Raw genomic sequence first — 16,770 nt, 5'->3', positions numbered from 1 at the left:
ATGCCCGCATGGGTCTGGGCCATCACGCTCGTCGTGATCCTCGGACTCCTGGCCTTCGACTTCTTCTTCCACGTGCGCAAGGCGCACGAGCCGACGCTGAAGGAGGCGGCCTGGTGGTCGGCCTTCTACGTCGGCATCGCGATCGTGTTCGGCCTGGTGCTGCTCGCGGTCGGCGACCACCACCTCGGCATCGAGTACTTCTCCGGGTACATCCTGGAAAAGGCCTTGTCGGTCGACAATCTGTTCGTCTTCCTGGTGATCATCTCCAGCTTCGCCGTCCCGCGCAAGGACCAGCAGAAGGTGCTGCTGTTCGGCATCGTGTTCGCGCTCATCATGCGAAGCCTGTTCATCTTCGCCGGCATGGCCCTGATCGACCACTTCACCTGGGCCTTCTATCTCTTCGGCCTGATCCTCCTGCTGACGGCCGGCAAACTCCTCGCCCCCGAGGACGAGGACCACGACGACTCGAACAACCTCGTCATCCGGCTGGCCAAGCGCTTCCTGCGCACCACCGACCACTACGACGGCGACAAGCTGTTCACCGTCGAGAACGGCAAGAGGGTCCTGACCCCGATGCTGCTTGTCATGGTGGCCATCGGCGGTACCGACATTCTCTTCGCCCTGGACTCCATCCCCGCCATCTACGCCGTGACGACCAATGTCTACATCGTCTTCGCCGCGACCGCGTTCTCGCTGATGGGTCTGCGTCAGCTGTACTTCCTGATCGACGGACTCCTCGACCGCCTCGTATACCTCAAGTACGGGCTGGCGATCATCTTGGGCTTCATCGGCGTCAAGCTGGTGCTCGAGGCGCTGCACACCAACCAGGTCGGCTTCATCAACGGCGGAGAGCCGGTCCACGTCTACACGTTCGACCCGGCCCACTCTCTGATCGTCATCATCGCCGTCCTGACCCTCACGGTCATCGCGTCGCTCGTCTCGCCCAAGGGGAAGGTCATGACCGCCGTTCGCTCCGTCGAGCGGAATGCGCACAGCTACCTTCACACCGAGTACCACGGGGATGAGGGCGAGCGGGAGGAGTACTTCCAGAAGATGGTGGCCTCCGTCGAGAAGCTGGCGGCGTTCGATGCCGCGAGGCAGCCGCAGATCGAGCAGATGATGGAGGAGACCGGCGCCACGCTGGCTGTCCAGAAGGCCGAGAAGCTGCACGCGCAGGCGACGGGGAACTGATCCTTGACGCTCATCTCTGCCCTGCGGCGCCTGTGGAGGCACGCAGCCTTCCGCCGTCTGCTGACCCTGCGCATCCTGAGCCAGGCGGCCGACGGCACGCTGCAGGTGGGGATGGCGAGCTACATCCTCTTCTCGCCGACATCCCAGCCCGACGCATGGGCCATCGCCGGCGTGCTTGCCCTGACGCTGCTGCCGTTCACCGTCATCGGGCCTTTCGTGTCACCGCTACTAGACCGCTGGTCGAGACGCGACGTGGCGTTGTGGTCTGATGTCGCGCGGGCGGTGCTGTCCGTGACCATCGGCGTCGTCATCTTCACCGGGAGCACCGGCGGGGTTTGGAGCGTGGTGCTGTTCGGGGCGCTGCTCGTGGCCATGAGCATCAACCGGTTCATGCTGGCCGGCCTGTCGGCTGGGCTGCAGCACACCGTCGAGGAGGATGAGTACCTCACCGCGAGCTCGATCGTGCCGACGGTCGGCCCGCTCGGCGTCGTCATCGGCGCAGTCGTGGGAATCGCCGCGCGGTTCGCCTTCGCGGACACACTGGGCGCCGACGGGGCCAACGCCCTGGTCTTCTGGCTGGCAGCGGTGCTGTTCGTCGGCTCGGTGCTGCGGTGCCGCGGGTTCGCGCGAGACGCGCTCGGCCCGTCGGCGACGGAATCACGCGACTCCTCAGGCGTGCGGGAGGTCCTGTCCGGGCTCGGTGAGGCGGGCCGACACCTGGCGTCGCGCGGGGTGGCCGTCGTCGCGCTGTCGTTGATGGGCGTGACCAGGCTGCTGTTCGGGCTGCTCAGCGTCGCGATCATCCTGGCCGCGCGCAACATCTGGCACCCGATCGACCAGCCCGACGCGGCGCTCGCCGACCTGACCGTGTGGGGCGTCTTCACCGGTGCCGGGTTCATCCTGTCGGCCCCTCTGGTGCCCGTGCTGGTGCGCCGGCTGGGGCTGGCCCGCACCGGGTTCGCGCTGCTGGTGGGCGCCGGGGTCGTCACGGTGGCCGTGTCCGGCACGTCGGCCCAGTGGGCTTTGTACCTCGGGAGTTTCCTCATCGGCCTGGGTGTGCAGTCGTTCAAGATCTGCGTCGACACCATCGTGCAGGCGCACATCGACGAGGGCTACAAGGGGCGGGTCTTCACGTTCTACGACATGACCTTCAACGGCGCCTTCGTGCTGGCGGGAGTCGTCGCGGCGTTCGTCCTCCCGTCGAGCGGCCTGTCCACCACCGCCTTCGTCGTCATGGCGTTGGTCTACTTCGGCTGTGCGGCGGTTCTGGCAGCGTCGCGGCGTCGCCTCGGCGCCGCTGAGTTCGAGAAGGGCACGGAGGACCTGGTCCCGACCCGGGCCTGACGTCCGGCCTGCTCCACTCTTGCCCAGACGCCCCACCCCAGTTCCGTTCCGTGCACAAAAGCCACTCTTGTGCACGGTGAGGGCAAGGGGGAGGGACCTGCGAGGGTGGCAGGCGGGGCCGGCCCCTACTGGATGCCGGCCTCGTGGGCGATCAGGACAAGGCCGACGCGGTCGCGGGCTCCGAGCTTGCTCAGCAGCCGGCCGATGTGCGTCTTGACGGTTCCCTCGGCCATGTAGAGGTGCTGCGAGATCTCCTGGTTGTTCGACCCGCGGGCCACTTCGACGAGCACCTCGCGCTCGCGCTCGGTCAGCACGGCCAGCCGGTCGTCCTGCTTCGCTCCCGCCTGGGGAAGCAGGTCGGCGAAGTGGTCAAGCAGGCGCCGCGTGGTCGACGGTGCGACGACCGCGTCGCCCTCCGCCACAGCGCGGATGGCGCCGAGCAACTCGTCGGGGAGTGCGTCCTTCAGCAGGAACCCGCTTGCCCCGTTGCGGATGGCCGCGAAGACGTACTCGTCCAGGTCGAAGGTGGTCAGCACGAGAACCTTGGTGTCGAGTCCCAGCGCCGCGATCTGGCGCGTCGCCTCAGTGCCGTCCATGATCGGCATGCGGATGTCCATCAGCACCACGTCGACCGGGCGGGTCTTCACGAGCGCCACCGCGTCGCGTCCATTCTCGACCTCGCCGACGCAGGTCATGTCGTCCGCGGAGTCGATGAGCATCCGGAATCCGGAGCGCACCAGCGCCTGGTCGTCGGCCAGCAACACCCTGATCATCTGTTCGTTCCTCTCAGCCAGCTCGTGCCCAGTTGGCTCGGTAGCGGCAGTCGTGCGTGCACCTCGAAGCCGCCCCCCGATCGCGGCCCCGCCCGGAACGTGCCGCCCATCGCCTGGACGCGCTCCCGCATCCCGCGGACACCGGAGCCGTGGCCATCGCTGCTCGAGAGCACGCCGATCCCATCGTCCCGCACGACGATGTCGACCTCCTGTGGGGAGTAGGTCATGACAACCTCGGCATGCGCCGTCGGCCCCGCGTGCTTCAGGACGTTCGTCAGAGACTCCTGCACGACCCGGAACCCGGCCAGCCCCAGCGACTCCGGAACTACGGGCGGCTCCCCCTCGACGCGCAGGCTCACCCTGCCCCCGGATGCGGCGACCAGGTCCGGGATCTGGCTCAGCGTCGGGGCTGGGCCGAAGTCGGGAGTCTCCGATTCGCCCCGCATCACCGCGACGATGCGGCGCACCTCGGCGATCGACTTGCGTCCCGTGTCCGCGATCACACCCAGAGCTTCGACGGCGGCCTCCGGGCGCTTGGTGGTCAGGGCCTTCGCGCCCTCGGCCTGCACGACGATGATCGACAGGGAGTGGGCCAGCACGTCGTGCAGCTCCTGCGCCACCTCGGTGCGCGCCCGCCCCTCGGCGATCGCCAGCTCCTGCGCGGACTGCCGCTGGGCAGCGACGAACTTCTCCGTGGCGATCTCGCGGTCCAGAGACTCGGTGTAGTGACGCAGACGCACCAACCGACCGGCCAGGTAGGAGAGCGCGACGACGGCCGCGCACACCAGGACGAGCAGCGCGGTGCCGACGAACTGATAGCCCTGTTCGAGGGTCCTCGTCCACACCATGGGCCCGACGATCGATCCGACGACTCCGAGCAGTGCGACGGGCGCCATCATGGAGAGCCTGTCGTATCGGCCGACGGAGTACACGACGACAGGCACGGCGAACAGCGCCGGAACCGGCGCCGACACCGTCACAGCCATCCCGATGCCGGCAGCGGCGACGATCCCCAGCGCCAGCCGCGGGGCCACCCTCCGGGCGACGACCGAGAGACACATCAGCGCGGACCACAGGGCCGCCCTGGGTAGGAAGCCCGCATCCGGCACCACCGTCAGCGGCAGGATGCTCGCCGCCGCGAGCGCACCGGCCAAGGCAAGGTCTCGCGTCAGCAGGCGGCCGTCCGTGGACCAGTGGAAGTCGAACATGATGCCTCACAGACTATGCGGCGGGTCCTCAGGGGTGGTCAGACCTGGGACTGCCAACCGCGGCGCGACGGTGCACCGCGGTCTGATCTTCGCCAACACCCCTTCCACGGGGTCCCGTCGTCTGCCTATGGTGGAGGCATGTTCCGAAAGTTCTTCTGGCTGATGGCGATGGTGACCATCGCGATCTCCGTGACCGGCCTCGTCGACCGCAGTGCGGCCAGGCGCCGCCGGGAGTTGTGGGCCGAAGCCACCGACTGACCCAGACACGCCGTCGGCCCGCCGTCCCCTGGAGGACGGCGGGCCGACGTGCGTCCGGGCTACGACGCGGCGACCTGCTTGCGGTAGGCCTCGGCCTCCCAGGTCTCGATGAAGCGACGCTCGCGCTCGTCGAGGGCGCGCACCGATCCGAGGCGGCTGGCGGCCTCCGCGACCGTCAGGGCGTCGACGTAGACCTCCAGGGCGGTGCGGGCCGTCTTCTCCGCGTCCCCGACGGCGGCCACCCCGACCCCAGGGACCACCAGCACGACGGGGTCGAGACCCCGCTCGGCCCGGTACGCCTCGAGCGCGGCGGGCACGGCTTCGGCGTCGGCGGCCACCAGCGGGAACGAGCCGGCGTAGACGATCTGGTCCGGGATGAGCGGACCGGCCGTCAGGAACGCGGCCCCCGCCTCCGAGACCGGGAACTCGCGGGCCAGCGGACCGGCGTCGGTCGCGACGGCGGCCGCCCCGCGCGCGGCGCGGAACGCCTCAGCGGCGCTGACAAGGGACTTCGCCCCGGCCAGTTCCGTCTCGATCCTGCCGAGAATCGCATAGCTCGTCTCGCGCACCTCCTCGGCGGTGGCGCCGGAGACGATCAGTCCGTGGTTCATCAGGAACGTGGCGCGCGGGGGCTCCTGACTCGTGCGAGCCGTGAACGCCTCGCGCTCCTGCTTGATCAGGCGGGCCAGCGGTAGCCCAGGATCCACGTAGTCCACCCACAGCACCTCGTCGCCGAACAGGCGTGCCGTCAGCTCGCGACCGTCGGCGTTGCAGGTGACCGCGTTGATCATCAGTGGATGCGTGTGCAACACGTACGTGTCGGGGATCAGCGCATGGAACAGGATCTCCACAGAGGGCCGACGCGGGCCCTCGTCGCGCCGAGCCAGGCCCGCGATGTGGTTGACCGGGTCACCGAACGACGGGTCGGGGTCCGGGGCCTCGAGTGAGCCGTTGAGCACGTCGAGGTCCAGGGGCACCAGGTCCTCGGCGGTCATGGTCGCCAGCGAGGTTCCGCTCGGTTTGATCCACAGCACACCGTCGGCCTTGGCTGACGAGTTCCCGCCGCCGGCCCGGGTGAACGCGGGATCGGCGCCGAACTCGTTGCTCAGAGCGGTGATGACAGCGAGCTCCTCGGTCGGACGGGGGAGGTAGTGCGTGAGGGGGAAAGAGTTCATCACGATCCTTCTGAGGTCGTCGAGGGTTCCGGTGATCAAGCCGGTTGCCCGGGCCTGGACGAGCACGTTGCCGATGGCGGTTGCCTCGACGGGGCCGGCGGTCACCGCGACGCCGGTGCGCTCCGCGGTCAGTCGGCACAGCAGCCAGTTCAGGCATCCGCCGCCCACCACCGCGATGCGGCCGGGCCGGTGCCCGGTGATCGCGACCAGCTCGTCGACGGTGTCACGGTAGGCGTCGGCGAGCGACTCCAGCACCGAGCGGGTGAACATGGCCGGGTCGTCAAGGCGCGGATCGCCCCCGACTAGGGATTTCACCCGCGCCGGCATGTCGCCAGGCGCGAGCAGGGCCGGGCTGGTGGCGTCGAAGCGCGGCGCGTCACTCACGTGGGCCGCCCGCGCGATGAGGTCCGTGAGCTCCTCGGGGGCGCCATCGGCCTCCCAGGTGCGCAGCGCCTCGGAGAGGATCCACATGCCCATGACGTTCTTCAGCAGGCGGACAGTCCCGTCGACGCCGCCCTCGTTGGTGAGGTTCGCGGCGCTCGCCGCCTCGGTGAGGACCGGTGCGTCGAGTTCCATCCCGATGAGCGACCAGGTACCCGACGACAGGTACACGTCGCCCGTACGCAGCAGCGGTGCGGCGACCACCGCCGACGCGGTGTCGTGCGAGCCGACGGCGACCAGCGGCACCCCGGCGGCCGCGCCGACGGTGATGGTCCCGACGACCTCGCCCGGATCGACCAACTCGGGGAACACGCCGCGAGGCAGGCCGAGGCGGTCGATGACGTCCCAGTCCCAGTCGCGCGTGACGGGGCTCAGCAGCGACGTCGACGACGCGTTGGTCCGCTCGGCGACGGCGCGACCGGTCAGCCAGTAGCCGATCAGGTCCGGCAGCATGAGGAACCTTGCGGCCCGGGCCAGCCGACCCGACGTGGCGTCGTGCATCAGCTGGTTGATGGTGTTGATCGCGTTGTCCTGGATGCCGACACGCGCGTAGAGCTCCTCGTGCCCGATGCGCTCGCGGACGGCCGCCAGCCCCGCGGCGGTGCGCGGGTCGCGGTAGTTGTACGGCTCGTCGAGCAGTGCGCCGTCGGCGTCGAGGAGACCGTAGTCGACGGCCCAACAGTCGATGCCTACGCTTGTCACCGGCGTTTCGGCGGCCTCGACGGCGGCGGTGATGCCGCGCTGGACCTCGGCGAACACGCCCTCGATGTCGAGGCGCAGCCCGTCGTCGGTCTGGCGGGCGGCCGTGGAGAAGCGGTGGACCTCGGTCAGCGCGACGGACCCGTCGGCGACGGTGGCCAGGACGACCCGGCCACTCGTCGCCCCGAGATCAACGGCGATGACCGCCACGTCACGCGCCCCAGCCGGCCTGGGTGCCGCCGACACGCTCCTCGGCGATCTTCGCCAGGTAGCCCGACTCGCGGAAGGCCTTCATCGGGTCGGCGGGCAGACCCCGCGACTCACGCCAGCGAGCCAGGTCGCCGCGGACGTCGGTGTAGAACGCGTCCATGAAGATCGCGCTCGCGCCCAGCACGTCGCCTGCGGTCTGCGCGGCCTCCAGCTCGACTGTGTCGACGAGCAGCGCGCGGGCCGTCATCTCCTGCACGTTGAGCACGGAGCGGATCTGGCCGGGGATCTTGTCCTCGACGTTGTGGCACTGGTCGAGCATGAACGCGACACCCGAGTTCGGGTCGAAGCCGCCGCCGCGACGCACCTCGTACATGATGCGGAACAGCTGGAAGGGGTCGGCGGCGCCGACGATCAGGTCGTCGTCGGCATAGAAGCGCGAGTTGAAGTCGAAGGAGCCGAGCTTCCCGAGCCGCAGGAGCTGCGCGACGATGAACTCGATGTTGGTGCCGGGGGCATGGTGGCCCGTGTCGAGGCAGACGAACGCCTTCTCGCCCAGCGCGCTGACGTGTGCGAACGACGTGCCCCAGTCTGGGACGTCGGTGTGGTAGAACGCCGGCTCGAAGAACTTGTACTCCAGCACGAGGCGCTGCTCGGCGCCGAGTGAGGCGTAGATCTTCGCCAGCGAGTCGGCGAGCCAGTCCTGGCGACGGCGGATGTCGCCCTGGCCCGGGTAGTTCGTGCCGTCGGCCAGCCAGATCTTGAGGTCGGTGGAGCCGATGATGTCCATGATCTCGATGCACTCGAGGTGGTGGTCGATGGCCTTCTGGCGCACGGCGGGGTCGTGGTGCGCGAGACTGCCGAACTTGTAGTCCTCGTCCTGGAACGTGTTCGAGTTCACGGTGCCGAGCTCGACGCCGACCTCCGCCGCATAGTCAGACAGGGCCTTCCAGTCGTCCACCTTGTCCCAGGGGTAGTGGAGCGCGACCCTCGGCGCCAGGCCGGTGTACGCGTTGACCTGGGCGGCGTCGGCCAGCTTCTCGAACACCGTGCGCGGGGTCCCGGGGGAGCCGAAGACGCGGAAGCGGGTACCAGAGTTGCCGTAGGCCCACGAGGGGACCTCAATGACCTGCTGCGCGAGCTGGTCCGTGATGGCGTCGAATGCAGTCATGCTCTTCCTCATCGAAGGGTTGAATCGTTTCAATAATGAGAAGGTACCCTCCGCCTCCGGATGAGTCAAGGATCAGTGTGCGGGGGCGCTGGAATCGCGGACGACCAGCTCGGGGGTGAACTGGACGGCCTGGTGGACGTGCGCCGGCCCGTTCGCGGTCGCGTCGAACTCTGCGATCAGCAGCTCGGCCGCAGTGATACCCAGCCTGCGGCGCGGCTGCCCGACAGACGACAGCGGCACCGCCGCGGCCGCGGCGAAGTCGATGTCGTCGTAGCCGACGATCGCGACGTCGTCCGGCACGCGCAGGCCGTGGACGATGAGCCCCTGCAGCAGCCCGACCGCGACGAGGTCGTTGGTGCAGAAGACCCCGGTCGGGCGCTCGTGCGGGTCCATCAGAGCGAGCTCCCCGGCTGCCCGGCGGCCCCCGGCGAAGTCGAGCTGGTCCGTGGAGATCGACAGCAGGCTCGCGTCGGCCGCGTCGGCGGCATCCTGGGCCCCGAGGCGGCGGTCGCGGACCTGGGCAAGCGTCGACCTGCCGCCGACGATGGCGAGCCGGCGATGCCCGCGCTCCAGGAGGTGCTCGACCGCGATCCGGCCGCCCGCGACGTCGTCGACGCCCACGGTGCAGCAAATGCCCCCCTCGAGGACGCGGTCGACCAGGACGGTGTTGATGCCCGCGTGCGTCAGCTCGTCGAGGTCCGCCGCCTCCAGGCCGATCGGGCCGAGGATGACGCCGCGCACGCGTTGCTCGAGGAAGCCGTGCAGGATCCGTTGCTGGCGGTCGAGGTCGTTGTCGGCATCGCCGATCACCGTGCGGTAGCCGGCTGCTTCGAGGGCGGAGTTGGCGCCGCGGAGGAGGTCGGCGAAGAAGGGGTTCGTGACGTCCATCACGGCCAGCCCGATGGTCTGACTCCGGCCGGCCCGGAGGTCGCGCGCCTGCTTGTTCGGTACCCAGCCGAGTTCGCGGATGGCCTCCTCGACGCGCTCGCGCGTGGCTGGCAGGACGCGGTCGGGGTAGTTCAGGACGTTGGAGACCGTGCCGATCGAGACCTGGGCGCGCGCGGCAACCTCGCGGGTGCTGATGCGTTGGCGGCGCCCGTGGCCGTCGCGTCCGGGGGTGGTCACGTCGGACACTCTAGGGCGCGGATGCGGAAGTCGCCACAGTAATCAATTCGTTATCTTCGAAGTGATTGACACGTTTCAATCTCACCACGTAGTGTCCTCCTCAACCTACCCGCGTCGGCTCAAGGATGAGCCCGACGTCGAGAAGCAAGGAGGCTGGGTATGGCGGCAACAGCCACTCTCACGCTGACGGGAGTCAGCAAGAGATTCGGCTCGGTCGTGGCTCTGCGCGACGGCGAGTTGGAGCTCCGCTCCGGGTCCATCAACGCCCTGGTCGGGGAGAACGGTGCGGGCAAGTCCACGCTGGTCAAGATCATCGCCGGCCTCTACGAGCGCGACTCCGGGACCTTCGAACTCGAGGGCCAGCCCGTCGATTTCCGCAGCACCGCAGAGTCGAAGGCGGCAGGCATCGCCGTCATCTACCAGGAGCCCACCCTCTTCCCGGACCTGTCAGTCACCGAGAACATCTTCATGGGACGACAGCTGACGAAGAGCTTCGGCCGCATCGACCGTCCGGCCATGCGCGCCGAGGTCGAAGGCCTCATGCAGCGACTTGGCGTCCAGATCGACCCCGACCGCCCTGCCGACGGCCTCTCCATCGCCGACCAGCAGATCATCGAGATCGCCAAGGCCATCTCGCTCGACGCCAAGGTCCTCATCATGGACGAGCCCACCGCCGCCCTTTCGGGCGTTGAGGTGGACCGCCTGTTCACCGTGGCCCGCCAGCTCCGCGACGAGGGCCGCGCGCTCATGTTCATCTCGCACCGCTTCGAGGAGGTCTTCGACCTCTGCGACCGCATCACGGTCATGCGCGACGGCGCCTTCATCGCCACCGTCGACACGGACTCGACGTCGGTGCCGGAGATCGTGAAGATGATGGTCGGTCGCGACGTCAACGAGCTGTTCCCGAAGATGACCGCCGAGATCGGCGAGACCGTCCTCGAGGTGCGCAACCTCAACATGCCCGGCCAGTTCTCCGACATCAGCTTCGACGTGCACGCCGGCGAGATCGTCGCCCTCGCCGGCCTCGTCGGCGCCGGCCGCTCCGAGGTCGTTCGCGCCATCTTCGGAGTAGACCCCTACGAGTCGGGAACCGTCAAGATCGACGGCAGGCAGATCCGGCCGCAGAGCCCCGCCACCGCCATGAACCAGGGGCTCGCGCTCGTTCCGGAGGACCGCCGCAAGCAGGGCCTCGTGATCGACGCGACCGTCCGCACGAACATCACCGACGCCATCCGCAGCCAGATCGTCCGCAATGGCATCGTGACAGTCAACCGCGAGAACATCTCGGCCAAGGAATGGGCCGCCCGGCTGGAGGTCAAGGCCAACGCCATGGACACCGTCGCAGGCACGCTGTCGGGCGGCAACCAGCAGAAGGTCGTGCTCGCCAAGTGGCTCGCGACCAACCCGAAGGTGCTGATCATCGACGAGCCCACCCGCGGCATCGATGTCGGCACCAAGTCCGAGGTCCACCGCATGATGAGCGAACTCGCGTGCAAGGGGCTGGCGATCCTGATGATCAGCTCCGAGCTTCCCGAGGTGCTCGGCATGGCCGACCGCGTTCTTGTCATGTGCGAGGGCCGGATCACGGCCGAGCTCAACCGCTCCGAGGCCACCCCTGAGTCCGTCATGCACGCGGCCACCCACTCGAAGAAGGAGGACGCGGCGTGACCAGCACCGCTGAGAAGCCGTCCGTCGTGGGCAAGAAGCCCGCCGACCCGGCGTTCAAGAAGAAGAGCCCCCTGACGCGCATCTTCGCCTCCCGCGAGACCAGCATCGCCATCGCGGTGATCCTGATCATCGCCGTCACCACGCTGCGGAACCCCACGTTCCTCACCAGCGCCGACGGGTTCCGGGACCTGCTCGTTACCCCGTCGATCCTGCTGGTCGTCGCGCTCGGCCAGGCGGTGGTCATCATCACGCGCAGCGTCGACCTGTCGGTCGGCTCGGTGCTCGGCCTGACCGCCTACCTCGTCGGCACGCTGTTCGTGGCCTTCCCGTCGATCCCGATCCCGCTGATGTTCCTCATCGGCCTCGCGTTCGGCGGCCTCCTCGGCCTGATCAACGGCGCGCTGGTCGCCTTCGGGCGGGTGCCGGCCATGGTCATCACGCTGGGCACGCTGTACGCCTTCCGCGGCATCAACGTCGCCTGGACCGGCTCGAACCGTATCAACGCCTCCGACATGCCGTCGGGCTTCCTCAAGCTCGGCACGCAGCAGATCCTCGGCATCCCGGTGCTGACGATCATCGCGCTGGTCGCGCTCGTCGTCGTCGCCTGGTACCTCCACAACACCCGCGGCGGCCGCGAGTTCTACGCGATCGGCTCCGATCCCGAGGCCGCAGAGCTGTACGGCCTGCAGAAGACCAAGCGCGTGCTGATGGCCTTCGTGTTCTCCGGCGCGATGGCCGGCCTGGGCGGCGTCCTGTACGCGGCGCGCTACGGCACGATCAACTCCCAGGCCGGCGACGGGTTCGAACTCCAGGCCGTCGGCGCGGCGGTGATCGGCGGCGTCGCCATCACCGGCGGCACCGGCACCGTCATCGGCGCGGCGCTCGGCGCCTTCCTGCTGGTGACCATCAACCGCGCGCTGCCCGTCCTCGGCATCCCGGACTTCTGGCAGAAGGCCGTGGTCGGCGCCCTGATCCTCGGCGCGATCGTGCTCGACCGGGTGATGGCGAAGCGCAACCACCAGAAGCTCCTCGAGAAGCGAGACCGATGATGAGCGAGACCACCGCCCCGCGCACCTACAAGGACTTCGCGCAGCCGATCGTCCGGCGCCTGCTGCTCACCCGCGAGTCGGCGATCATCGCCCTGCTGATCGTCGTCCTGATCGGCGCGTCGCTGATCGTGCCGAGCTTCGCCTCGGCCGCCACCGCCACCTATCTGATGCTCGACGTCGCGACGATCCTGCTCATCTCGCTCCTCATGGCGCCCATCATGATCACCGGGGACATCGACCTGTCGGTCGGCTCCATGGTGGGGCTGAGCTCCGTGGTGTTCGGTGTCGCCTTCCAGGCCGGGCTCCCAGTCCCCGTCGGCATCGTCCTCGCGTTGGTCGTCGGCGCCGTCGGCGGCCTGTTCAACGGCTGGCTCATCACCCACATCGACCTGCCGGCCCTGGCCGTCACCATCGGCACGATGGCGCTGTTCCGCGGCATCGCCGTCGGACTGCTCGGCACGACGGCCGTCACCGGGTTCCCGCAGGAGTGGACCAAGCTGGCCCGCGCGAAGATCGGCGACAGCCCCATCCCCGTCATCATGATCCTGTTCGTCGTGTTGCTCATCGGCGCGGTGTGGATGCTGCACTTCAGCAAGTTCGGCCGCGGCATCTTCGCGATTGGCCTGAGCAAGGAGGCGGCCGCCTTCTCCGGCGTCGACGTCGCAAGGACCCGCCTGATCCTGTTCGTGCTGAGCGGCACGATCGCGGCGTTGGCGGGCGTGTACTTCACCCTGCGCTACGGTTCGGCCCGCGGTGACAACGCCACCGGCCTCGAGCTGCAGGTCATCGCGGCGGTCGTGCTGGGCGGCGTGTCCGTCTTCGGCGGCCGCGGGGCGCTGCACGGCGTGATCGCCGGCGTGTTCCTGATCGGTGCCCTGTCCAGCGCGCTGCGCCTGGCCAACGTCACCTCCGATGTCATCAACATCATCACGGGCGTCCTCCTCGTGGCGTCCGTCATCGCCAGTTCGGTCCTCGACTGGTTCAAGAGGCAGCGCGCCCGCCGGGCGTTGCGGTCAGCAACCCAGCAACCGGCCACGACCGGTTAGTCACCAACCACCCACCACCACCCAGAGAGAAGAACAATGAAGCTCAACTCCCGCCTCGGTGCCAAGCTGCTCGCCGGCACCGCTGCCGTCAGCCTGGCCCTCACCGGCTGCGGCTCCTCCGAAACGACCTCGAGCGGCGACTCCACCGCTTCCGGTGATGCCGGCTCGGCCAACCTGTCGGTGACGTTCCTGCCCAAGAACCTGGGCAACCCGTACTTCGACGCCTCGTCCACCGGCGGCAAGGCGGCCATCGAGGCCCTCGGCGGCACGTTCAACGAGGTCGGCCCGGCCACCGCCACCGCCGACGCGCAGGTTTCCTACATCAACACCCTCACGCAGCAGCAGGTCGGCGCGATCGTCGTGTCCGCCAACGACCCCGCCGCCATCTGTGACGCCCTCAACGAGGCCCGCGACGCCGGCATCAAGGTCGTCACCTTCGACTCCGACACCAACGCCGAGTGCCGTGACCTGTTCGTCAGCCAGGCCGACGCCGCCGGCATCGCCAAGGCGCAGGTCGACATGATCGCCGAGCAGATCGGCGACAAGGGCCAGATCGCCATCCTGTCCGCGTCCGCCAACGCGACGAACCAGAACGCCTGGATCGAGGACATGAAGTCGCAGCTCGAGGCCGACCACCCGAACATCGAGCTCGTCGAGGTTGCCTACGGTGACGACGACGACCAGACCTCGTTCGACAAGACCGCCGCCCTGCTGCAGACCTACCCCGACCTGAAGGGCATCGTGTCCCCGACGACCGTCGGCATCGCCGCGGCCGCCCGCTACGTCTCCACCTCGTCGTTCAAGGGCAAGGTCGCCGTCACCGGCCTCGGCACCCCGAACCAGATGCGTGAGTACGTCAAGGACGGCACCGTCACCGAGTTCGCGCTGTGGAACCCGCAGGACCTGGGCACCCTGTCCGCCTACGCGGCCGCCGCGCTCATCAAGGGCGACATCACCGGCGCCGAGGGCGACTCCTTCGAGGCCGGCGACCTCGGCTCCTTCACCGTCGGTGCGGACCAGACCGTCCTCCTGGGCGATCCCTACCGCTTCAACGCCGACAACATCGACGACTTCGACTTCTGATCGGTAGCGTCCGGCGTCGGTTGGCCTACGCAGACACCTCCCGGCGCATCCGGAGCGGCTCCTGAGCGGGCCACCGGACAGATCGAGGGGGAGGGCAGCGTCGCTGCCCTCCCCCTCATCCATCCACCACGGAAGGACACCTGCATGAAGCGCTACTGCTTCCTCGGACACGTCGACCCGGCGAACCTGGCGAAGTACCGCGAGGCCCACGCTGCAGTGTGGCCGGAGCTGCTCCGCGCCCTGCGGGACGCGGGCTGGCACAACTACTCGCTGCACCTGCGTGACGACGGCCTGCTCGTCGGCTACGTCGAGTCCGAGGACCTCGACGCGGCCCAGGCGAGGGTCGCGGCGACCGACGTCAACCGTCGCTGGCAGGCCGAGATGGCCCGCCTGTTCGCCTCCGAGGGTTCTCCCGACGAGGCGTGGGAGTTCCTGGACGAGGTCTTCCACCTCGAGTCGCAGCTCGCCGCTGCTGATTCCTGAGTCGCCTTTCCCGCACAACTGTGGCCAGGGTCGGAGCACTCGGCGTATATCCGGGTGCTGGGGCTCTGGCCACTCTCATGTACACGAAGCGCGGCGCCGGTGGCGTCGGGCAGATGTGTGGGAGGGGGCCTGGCTCAGTAGCCGAGCATCTCCTTGCGCACCGGGAGCCAGGCGATGGCGTCGCGGACGGCCTGCTGCTCGGTGAGCTTGGCCTCCCAGCCCAGCACGTCCTTGGCCTTCGGTGAGACGGAGTAGACACCCGCGACGTCACCGGGGCGCGAGGGGCCGAACTCGACCTTCAGTGGGTCGCCGGAGATCTCCTCGAACGATGCCGCGAGCTCCTTGACCGTGACGCCGTTGCCGGTGCCGATGTTGAAGACCTGGTAGTGCTCCTCGGCCGTGGCCTTGTCGAAGCCCTCCAGCGCGGCGACGTGCGCCTGCGCCAGGTCCCAGACGTGGATGAAGTCGCGGATGCCGGAGCCGTCGCGCGTCGGCCAGTCGACGCCGGTGACCGTGAAGGTCTCGCCCTTCTGCCAGGCCTCGAGCAGCTTGGCGAGCACGTGCGACGGGTGCTCCAGCTGCTGGCCGGAGCGGAGCTTCGGATCGGTGCCGATGGGGTTGAAGTAGCGCAGCGACAGCACGCGCATGTCGGAGGCCTTCGTGAAGTCCTCGAGGATCATCTCAACCATGAACTTGGTACGTGCGTACGGCGAGCCAGGGCGCAGCGGGGATTCCTCGGTGACGATGAAGTTCTCGTCGGGCGCGTAGATCGAGGCCGAGGAGCTGAACAGGAAGCGGTGCACGCCGTTGCGGTCGAGCGCCTCGAGCAGCTTGACCGTCTTGCTCACGTTGTTCTCGTAGTAGGAAAGGGGCTGCTCGACGGACTCGGGGACGACGATCTTCGCGGCGCAGTCCACGACGGCGTCGATCTGGTTCTCGGCACAGATCCGGTCGATCAGCTCCACGTCGGCGATGTCGCCCTCGTACAGCTTGCGGTCGCCGATGAACTCGCGGCGTCCGGTGGAGAAGTCATCGAGGATGACGACCTGGTGGCCGGCGTCCTCACAGGCCGATGCGACGGTGCTGCCGATGTAGCCGGCGCCGCCGGTGATCAGGACCAACAATGGAGTATCCCTTTCTCAGACTCCATCCATCCTAGGGTGGTCGGTTCTGGCGGCACACCCCGGCGCGCACCATCGGTGAGCGACCACGCCCGGCGGCGGACTACCAGCCCCGCTCGATCCATTCCTCGAGGTGCGGAGCCTCGGTGCCGATCGTCGTCGAATCCCCGTGCCCGGGGTGCACGACGGTGTCGTCGGGGAGCGTGAACAGCCCCTCCAGCGATTCGATGATCGTGTCGAAGCTGGAGTAGTCCCAGCGCGTGGCGCCCGGACCGCCGGGGAAGAGAGTGTCGCCGGTGAAGACGGCGCCGAGGTCGTCGGCGAGGATCGACGTCGATCCCGGTGTGTGGCCCGGCGTGTGCCGCGCCTTCAGGCCGGTCCCCGCGACCTCGACGACGGCCCCGTCGGCCAGCTCGTCGAAGGGTTCGTCGCCGAGCTCCTCACGCCAGAGGAACGCGTCGGCGGGGTGCATCCTCGGCGTCACACCCACCCTGTGCCCGAGCTCGGCGGCCTTGCGGATGTGGTCCCAGTGGCCGTGCGTGATCAGCACCGCGACGACGCGACGGTCTCCGACGACGGCGAGGACGGCGTTGGCGTCGTGCGCGGGGTCGATGACGACGACCTCGGCCTCGTCGCCGATCAGCCACGTGTTGTTCTCGTGGATCGGCGGCCCGGCCGGGTCGCTGTTGCCGGCGGTGAGGACGCGGGTGATGAGTGCGGTCACGGTT

14 protein-coding genes are annotated in these 16,770 nt (G+C 68.6%); 7 read left to right on the top strand and 7 right to left on the bottom strand.

Annotation, left to right across the window (positions count from 1 at the left end; all coding sequences use genetic code 11):
* Window positions 1-1,191, top strand: coding sequence for a TerC family protein (locus tag QH948_RS13955; protein WP_281144930.1), 1,191 nt, complete (start codon window positions 1-3; stop codon window positions 1,189-1,191).
* Between the two features lie 3 nt (window positions 1,192-1,194).
* Window positions 1,195-2,535: an MFS transporter gene (locus tag QH948_RS13950; RefSeq protein ID WP_281144929.1), complete on the top strand. Its 1,341-nt coding sequence runs from the start codon at window positions 1,195-1,197 to the stop codon at window positions 2,533-2,535.
* 125 nt (window positions 2,536-2,660) lie between these two features.
* Here QH948_RS13950 and QH948_RS13945 read toward each other — a convergent pair whose 3' ends face one another.
* The 5 genes from QH948_RS13945 to QH948_RS13925 all read right to left on the bottom strand — a co-directional run bounded on the left by QH948_RS13945 (window position 2,661) and on the right by QH948_RS13925 (window position 9,592).
* Window positions 2,661-3,308, bottom strand: coding sequence for a response regulator (locus QH948_RS13945; protein ID WP_281144928.1), 648 nt, complete (start codon window positions 3,306-3,308; stop codon window positions 2,661-2,663).
* On the bottom strand, window positions 3,305-4,516 hold the full coding sequence (locus QH948_RS13940) for a sensor histidine kinase (protein WP_281144927.1): 1,212 nt from the start codon (window positions 4,514-4,516) through the stop codon (window positions 3,305-3,307). Before QH948_RS13940 ends, QH948_RS13945 begins: the two co-directional genes overlap by 4 nt.
* A gap of 317 nt (window positions 4,517-4,833) precedes the next feature.
* On the bottom strand, window positions 4,834-7,299 hold the full coding sequence (locus QH948_RS13935; protein ID WP_281144926.1) for an FGGY-family carbohydrate kinase: 2,466 nt from the start codon (window positions 7,297-7,299) through the stop codon (window positions 4,834-4,836).
* A gap of 1 nt (window position 7,300) precedes the next feature.
* Entirely contained in the window at window positions 7,301-8,467 is a 1,167-nt protein-coding gene (rhaI, locus tag QH948_RS13930) for an L-rhamnose isomerase (RefSeq protein ID WP_281144925.1), read from the bottom strand.
* Window positions 8,468-8,539: 72 nt separating this feature from the next.
* Window positions 8,540-9,592 carry a LacI family DNA-binding transcriptional regulator gene (locus QH948_RS13925; RefSeq protein ID WP_281144924.1) on the bottom strand — a complete coding sequence of 351 codons (1,053 nt, stop codon included), beginning with the start codon at window positions 9,590-9,592 and terminating at the stop codon, window positions 8,540-8,542.
* Window positions 9,593-9,751: 159 nt separating this feature from the next.
* On the opposite strand from QH948_RS13925, the gene QH948_RS13920 reads away from it, so the two are divergent.
* From QH948_RS13920 to QH948_RS13900, 5 genes are all read left to right on the top strand, one after another.
* Window positions 9,752-11,260, top strand: coding sequence for a sugar ABC transporter ATP-binding protein (locus QH948_RS13920; RefSeq protein WP_281144923.1), 1,509 nt, complete (start codon window positions 9,752-9,754; stop codon window positions 11,258-11,260).
* Complete coding sequence (locus QH948_RS13915) at window positions 11,257-12,309, top strand: ABC transporter permease (RefSeq protein ID WP_281144922.1); 1,053 nt, start codon at window positions 11,257-11,259, stop codon at window positions 12,307-12,309. The genes QH948_RS13920 and QH948_RS13915 overlap by 4 nt, the downstream gene beginning before the upstream one ends.
* Window positions 12,306-13,355, top strand: a complete 1,050-nt coding sequence (locus QH948_RS13910) for an ABC transporter permease (RefSeq protein WP_281144921.1) — start codon at window positions 12,306-12,308, stop codon at window positions 13,353-13,355. The genes QH948_RS13915 and QH948_RS13910 overlap by 4 nt, the downstream gene beginning before the upstream one ends.
* Before the next feature lie 36 nt (window positions 13,356-13,391).
* On the top strand, window positions 13,392-14,438 hold the full coding sequence (gene rhaS / locus QH948_RS13905; protein ID WP_281144920.1) for a rhamnose ABC transporter substrate-binding protein: 1,047 nt from the start codon (window positions 13,392-13,394) through the stop codon (window positions 14,436-14,438).
* A gap of 144 nt (window positions 14,439-14,582) precedes the next feature.
* A complete protein-coding gene (locus QH948_RS13900) occupies window positions 14,583-14,921 on the top strand; it encodes an L-rhamnose mutarotase (protein WP_281144919.1) in 339 nt (112 codons plus the stop codon).
* Window positions 14,922-15,055: 134 nt separating this feature from the next.
* Here the strand turns inward: QH948_RS13900 and galE are convergent, their stop codons facing one another.
* Together galE and QH948_RS13890 are read right to left on the bottom strand one after the other, a co-directional pair.
* Window positions 15,056-16,045, bottom strand: coding sequence for a UDP-glucose 4-epimerase GalE (gene galE / locus QH948_RS13895; RefSeq protein WP_348634934.1), 990 nt, complete (start codon window positions 16,043-16,045; stop codon window positions 15,056-15,058).
* A gap of 100 nt (window positions 16,046-16,145) precedes the next feature.
* Window positions 16,146-16,766: an MBL fold metallo-hydrolase gene (locus QH948_RS13890; RefSeq protein WP_281144918.1), complete on the bottom strand. Its 621-nt coding sequence runs from the start codon at window positions 16,764-16,766 to the stop codon at window positions 16,146-16,148.
* Window positions 16,767-16,770 lie beyond the last annotated feature (4 nt).

Source organism: Tessaracoccus lacteus (genome assembly GCF_029917005.1).
Taxonomy (GTDB): domain Bacteria; phylum Actinomycetota; class Actinomycetes; order Propionibacteriales; family Propionibacteriaceae; genus Arachnia; species Arachnia lactea.
The sequence above is the reverse complement of the archived record's forward strand: the minus strand, read 5'-3'. Positions and strand labels throughout refer to the sequence as shown.

Coding starts and splice junctions, on each gene's coding strand:
- QH948_RS13955 (WP_281144930.1), top strand. CDS start 1: ATGCCCGCATGGGTCTGGGCCATCACGCTCGTCGTGATCCTCGGACTC.
- rhaI (WP_281144925.1), bottom strand. CDS start 8,467: ATGACTGCATTCGACGCCATCACGGACCAGCTCGCGCAGCAGGTCATT.
- QH948_RS13900 (WP_281144919.1), top strand. CDS start 14,583: ATGAAGCGCTACTGCTTCCTCGGACACGTCGACCCGGCGAACCTGGCG.
- QH948_RS13940 (WP_281144927.1), bottom strand. CDS start 4,516: ATGTTCGACTTCCACTGGTCCACGGACGGCCGCCTGCTGACGCGAGAC.
- rhaS (WP_281144920.1), top strand. CDS start 13,392: ATGAAGCTCAACTCCCGCCTCGGTGCCAAGCTGCTCGCCGGCACCGCT.
- QH948_RS13920 (WP_281144923.1), top strand. CDS start 9,752: ATGGCGGCAACAGCCACTCTCACGCTGACGGGAGTCAGCAAGAGATTC.
- QH948_RS13945 (WP_281144928.1), bottom strand. CDS start 3,308: ATGATCAGGGTGTTGCTGGCCGACGACCAGGCGCTGGTGCGCTCCGGA.
- QH948_RS13910 (WP_281144921.1), top strand. CDS start 12,306: ATGATGAGCGAGACCACCGCCCCGCGCACCTACAAGGACTTCGCGCAG.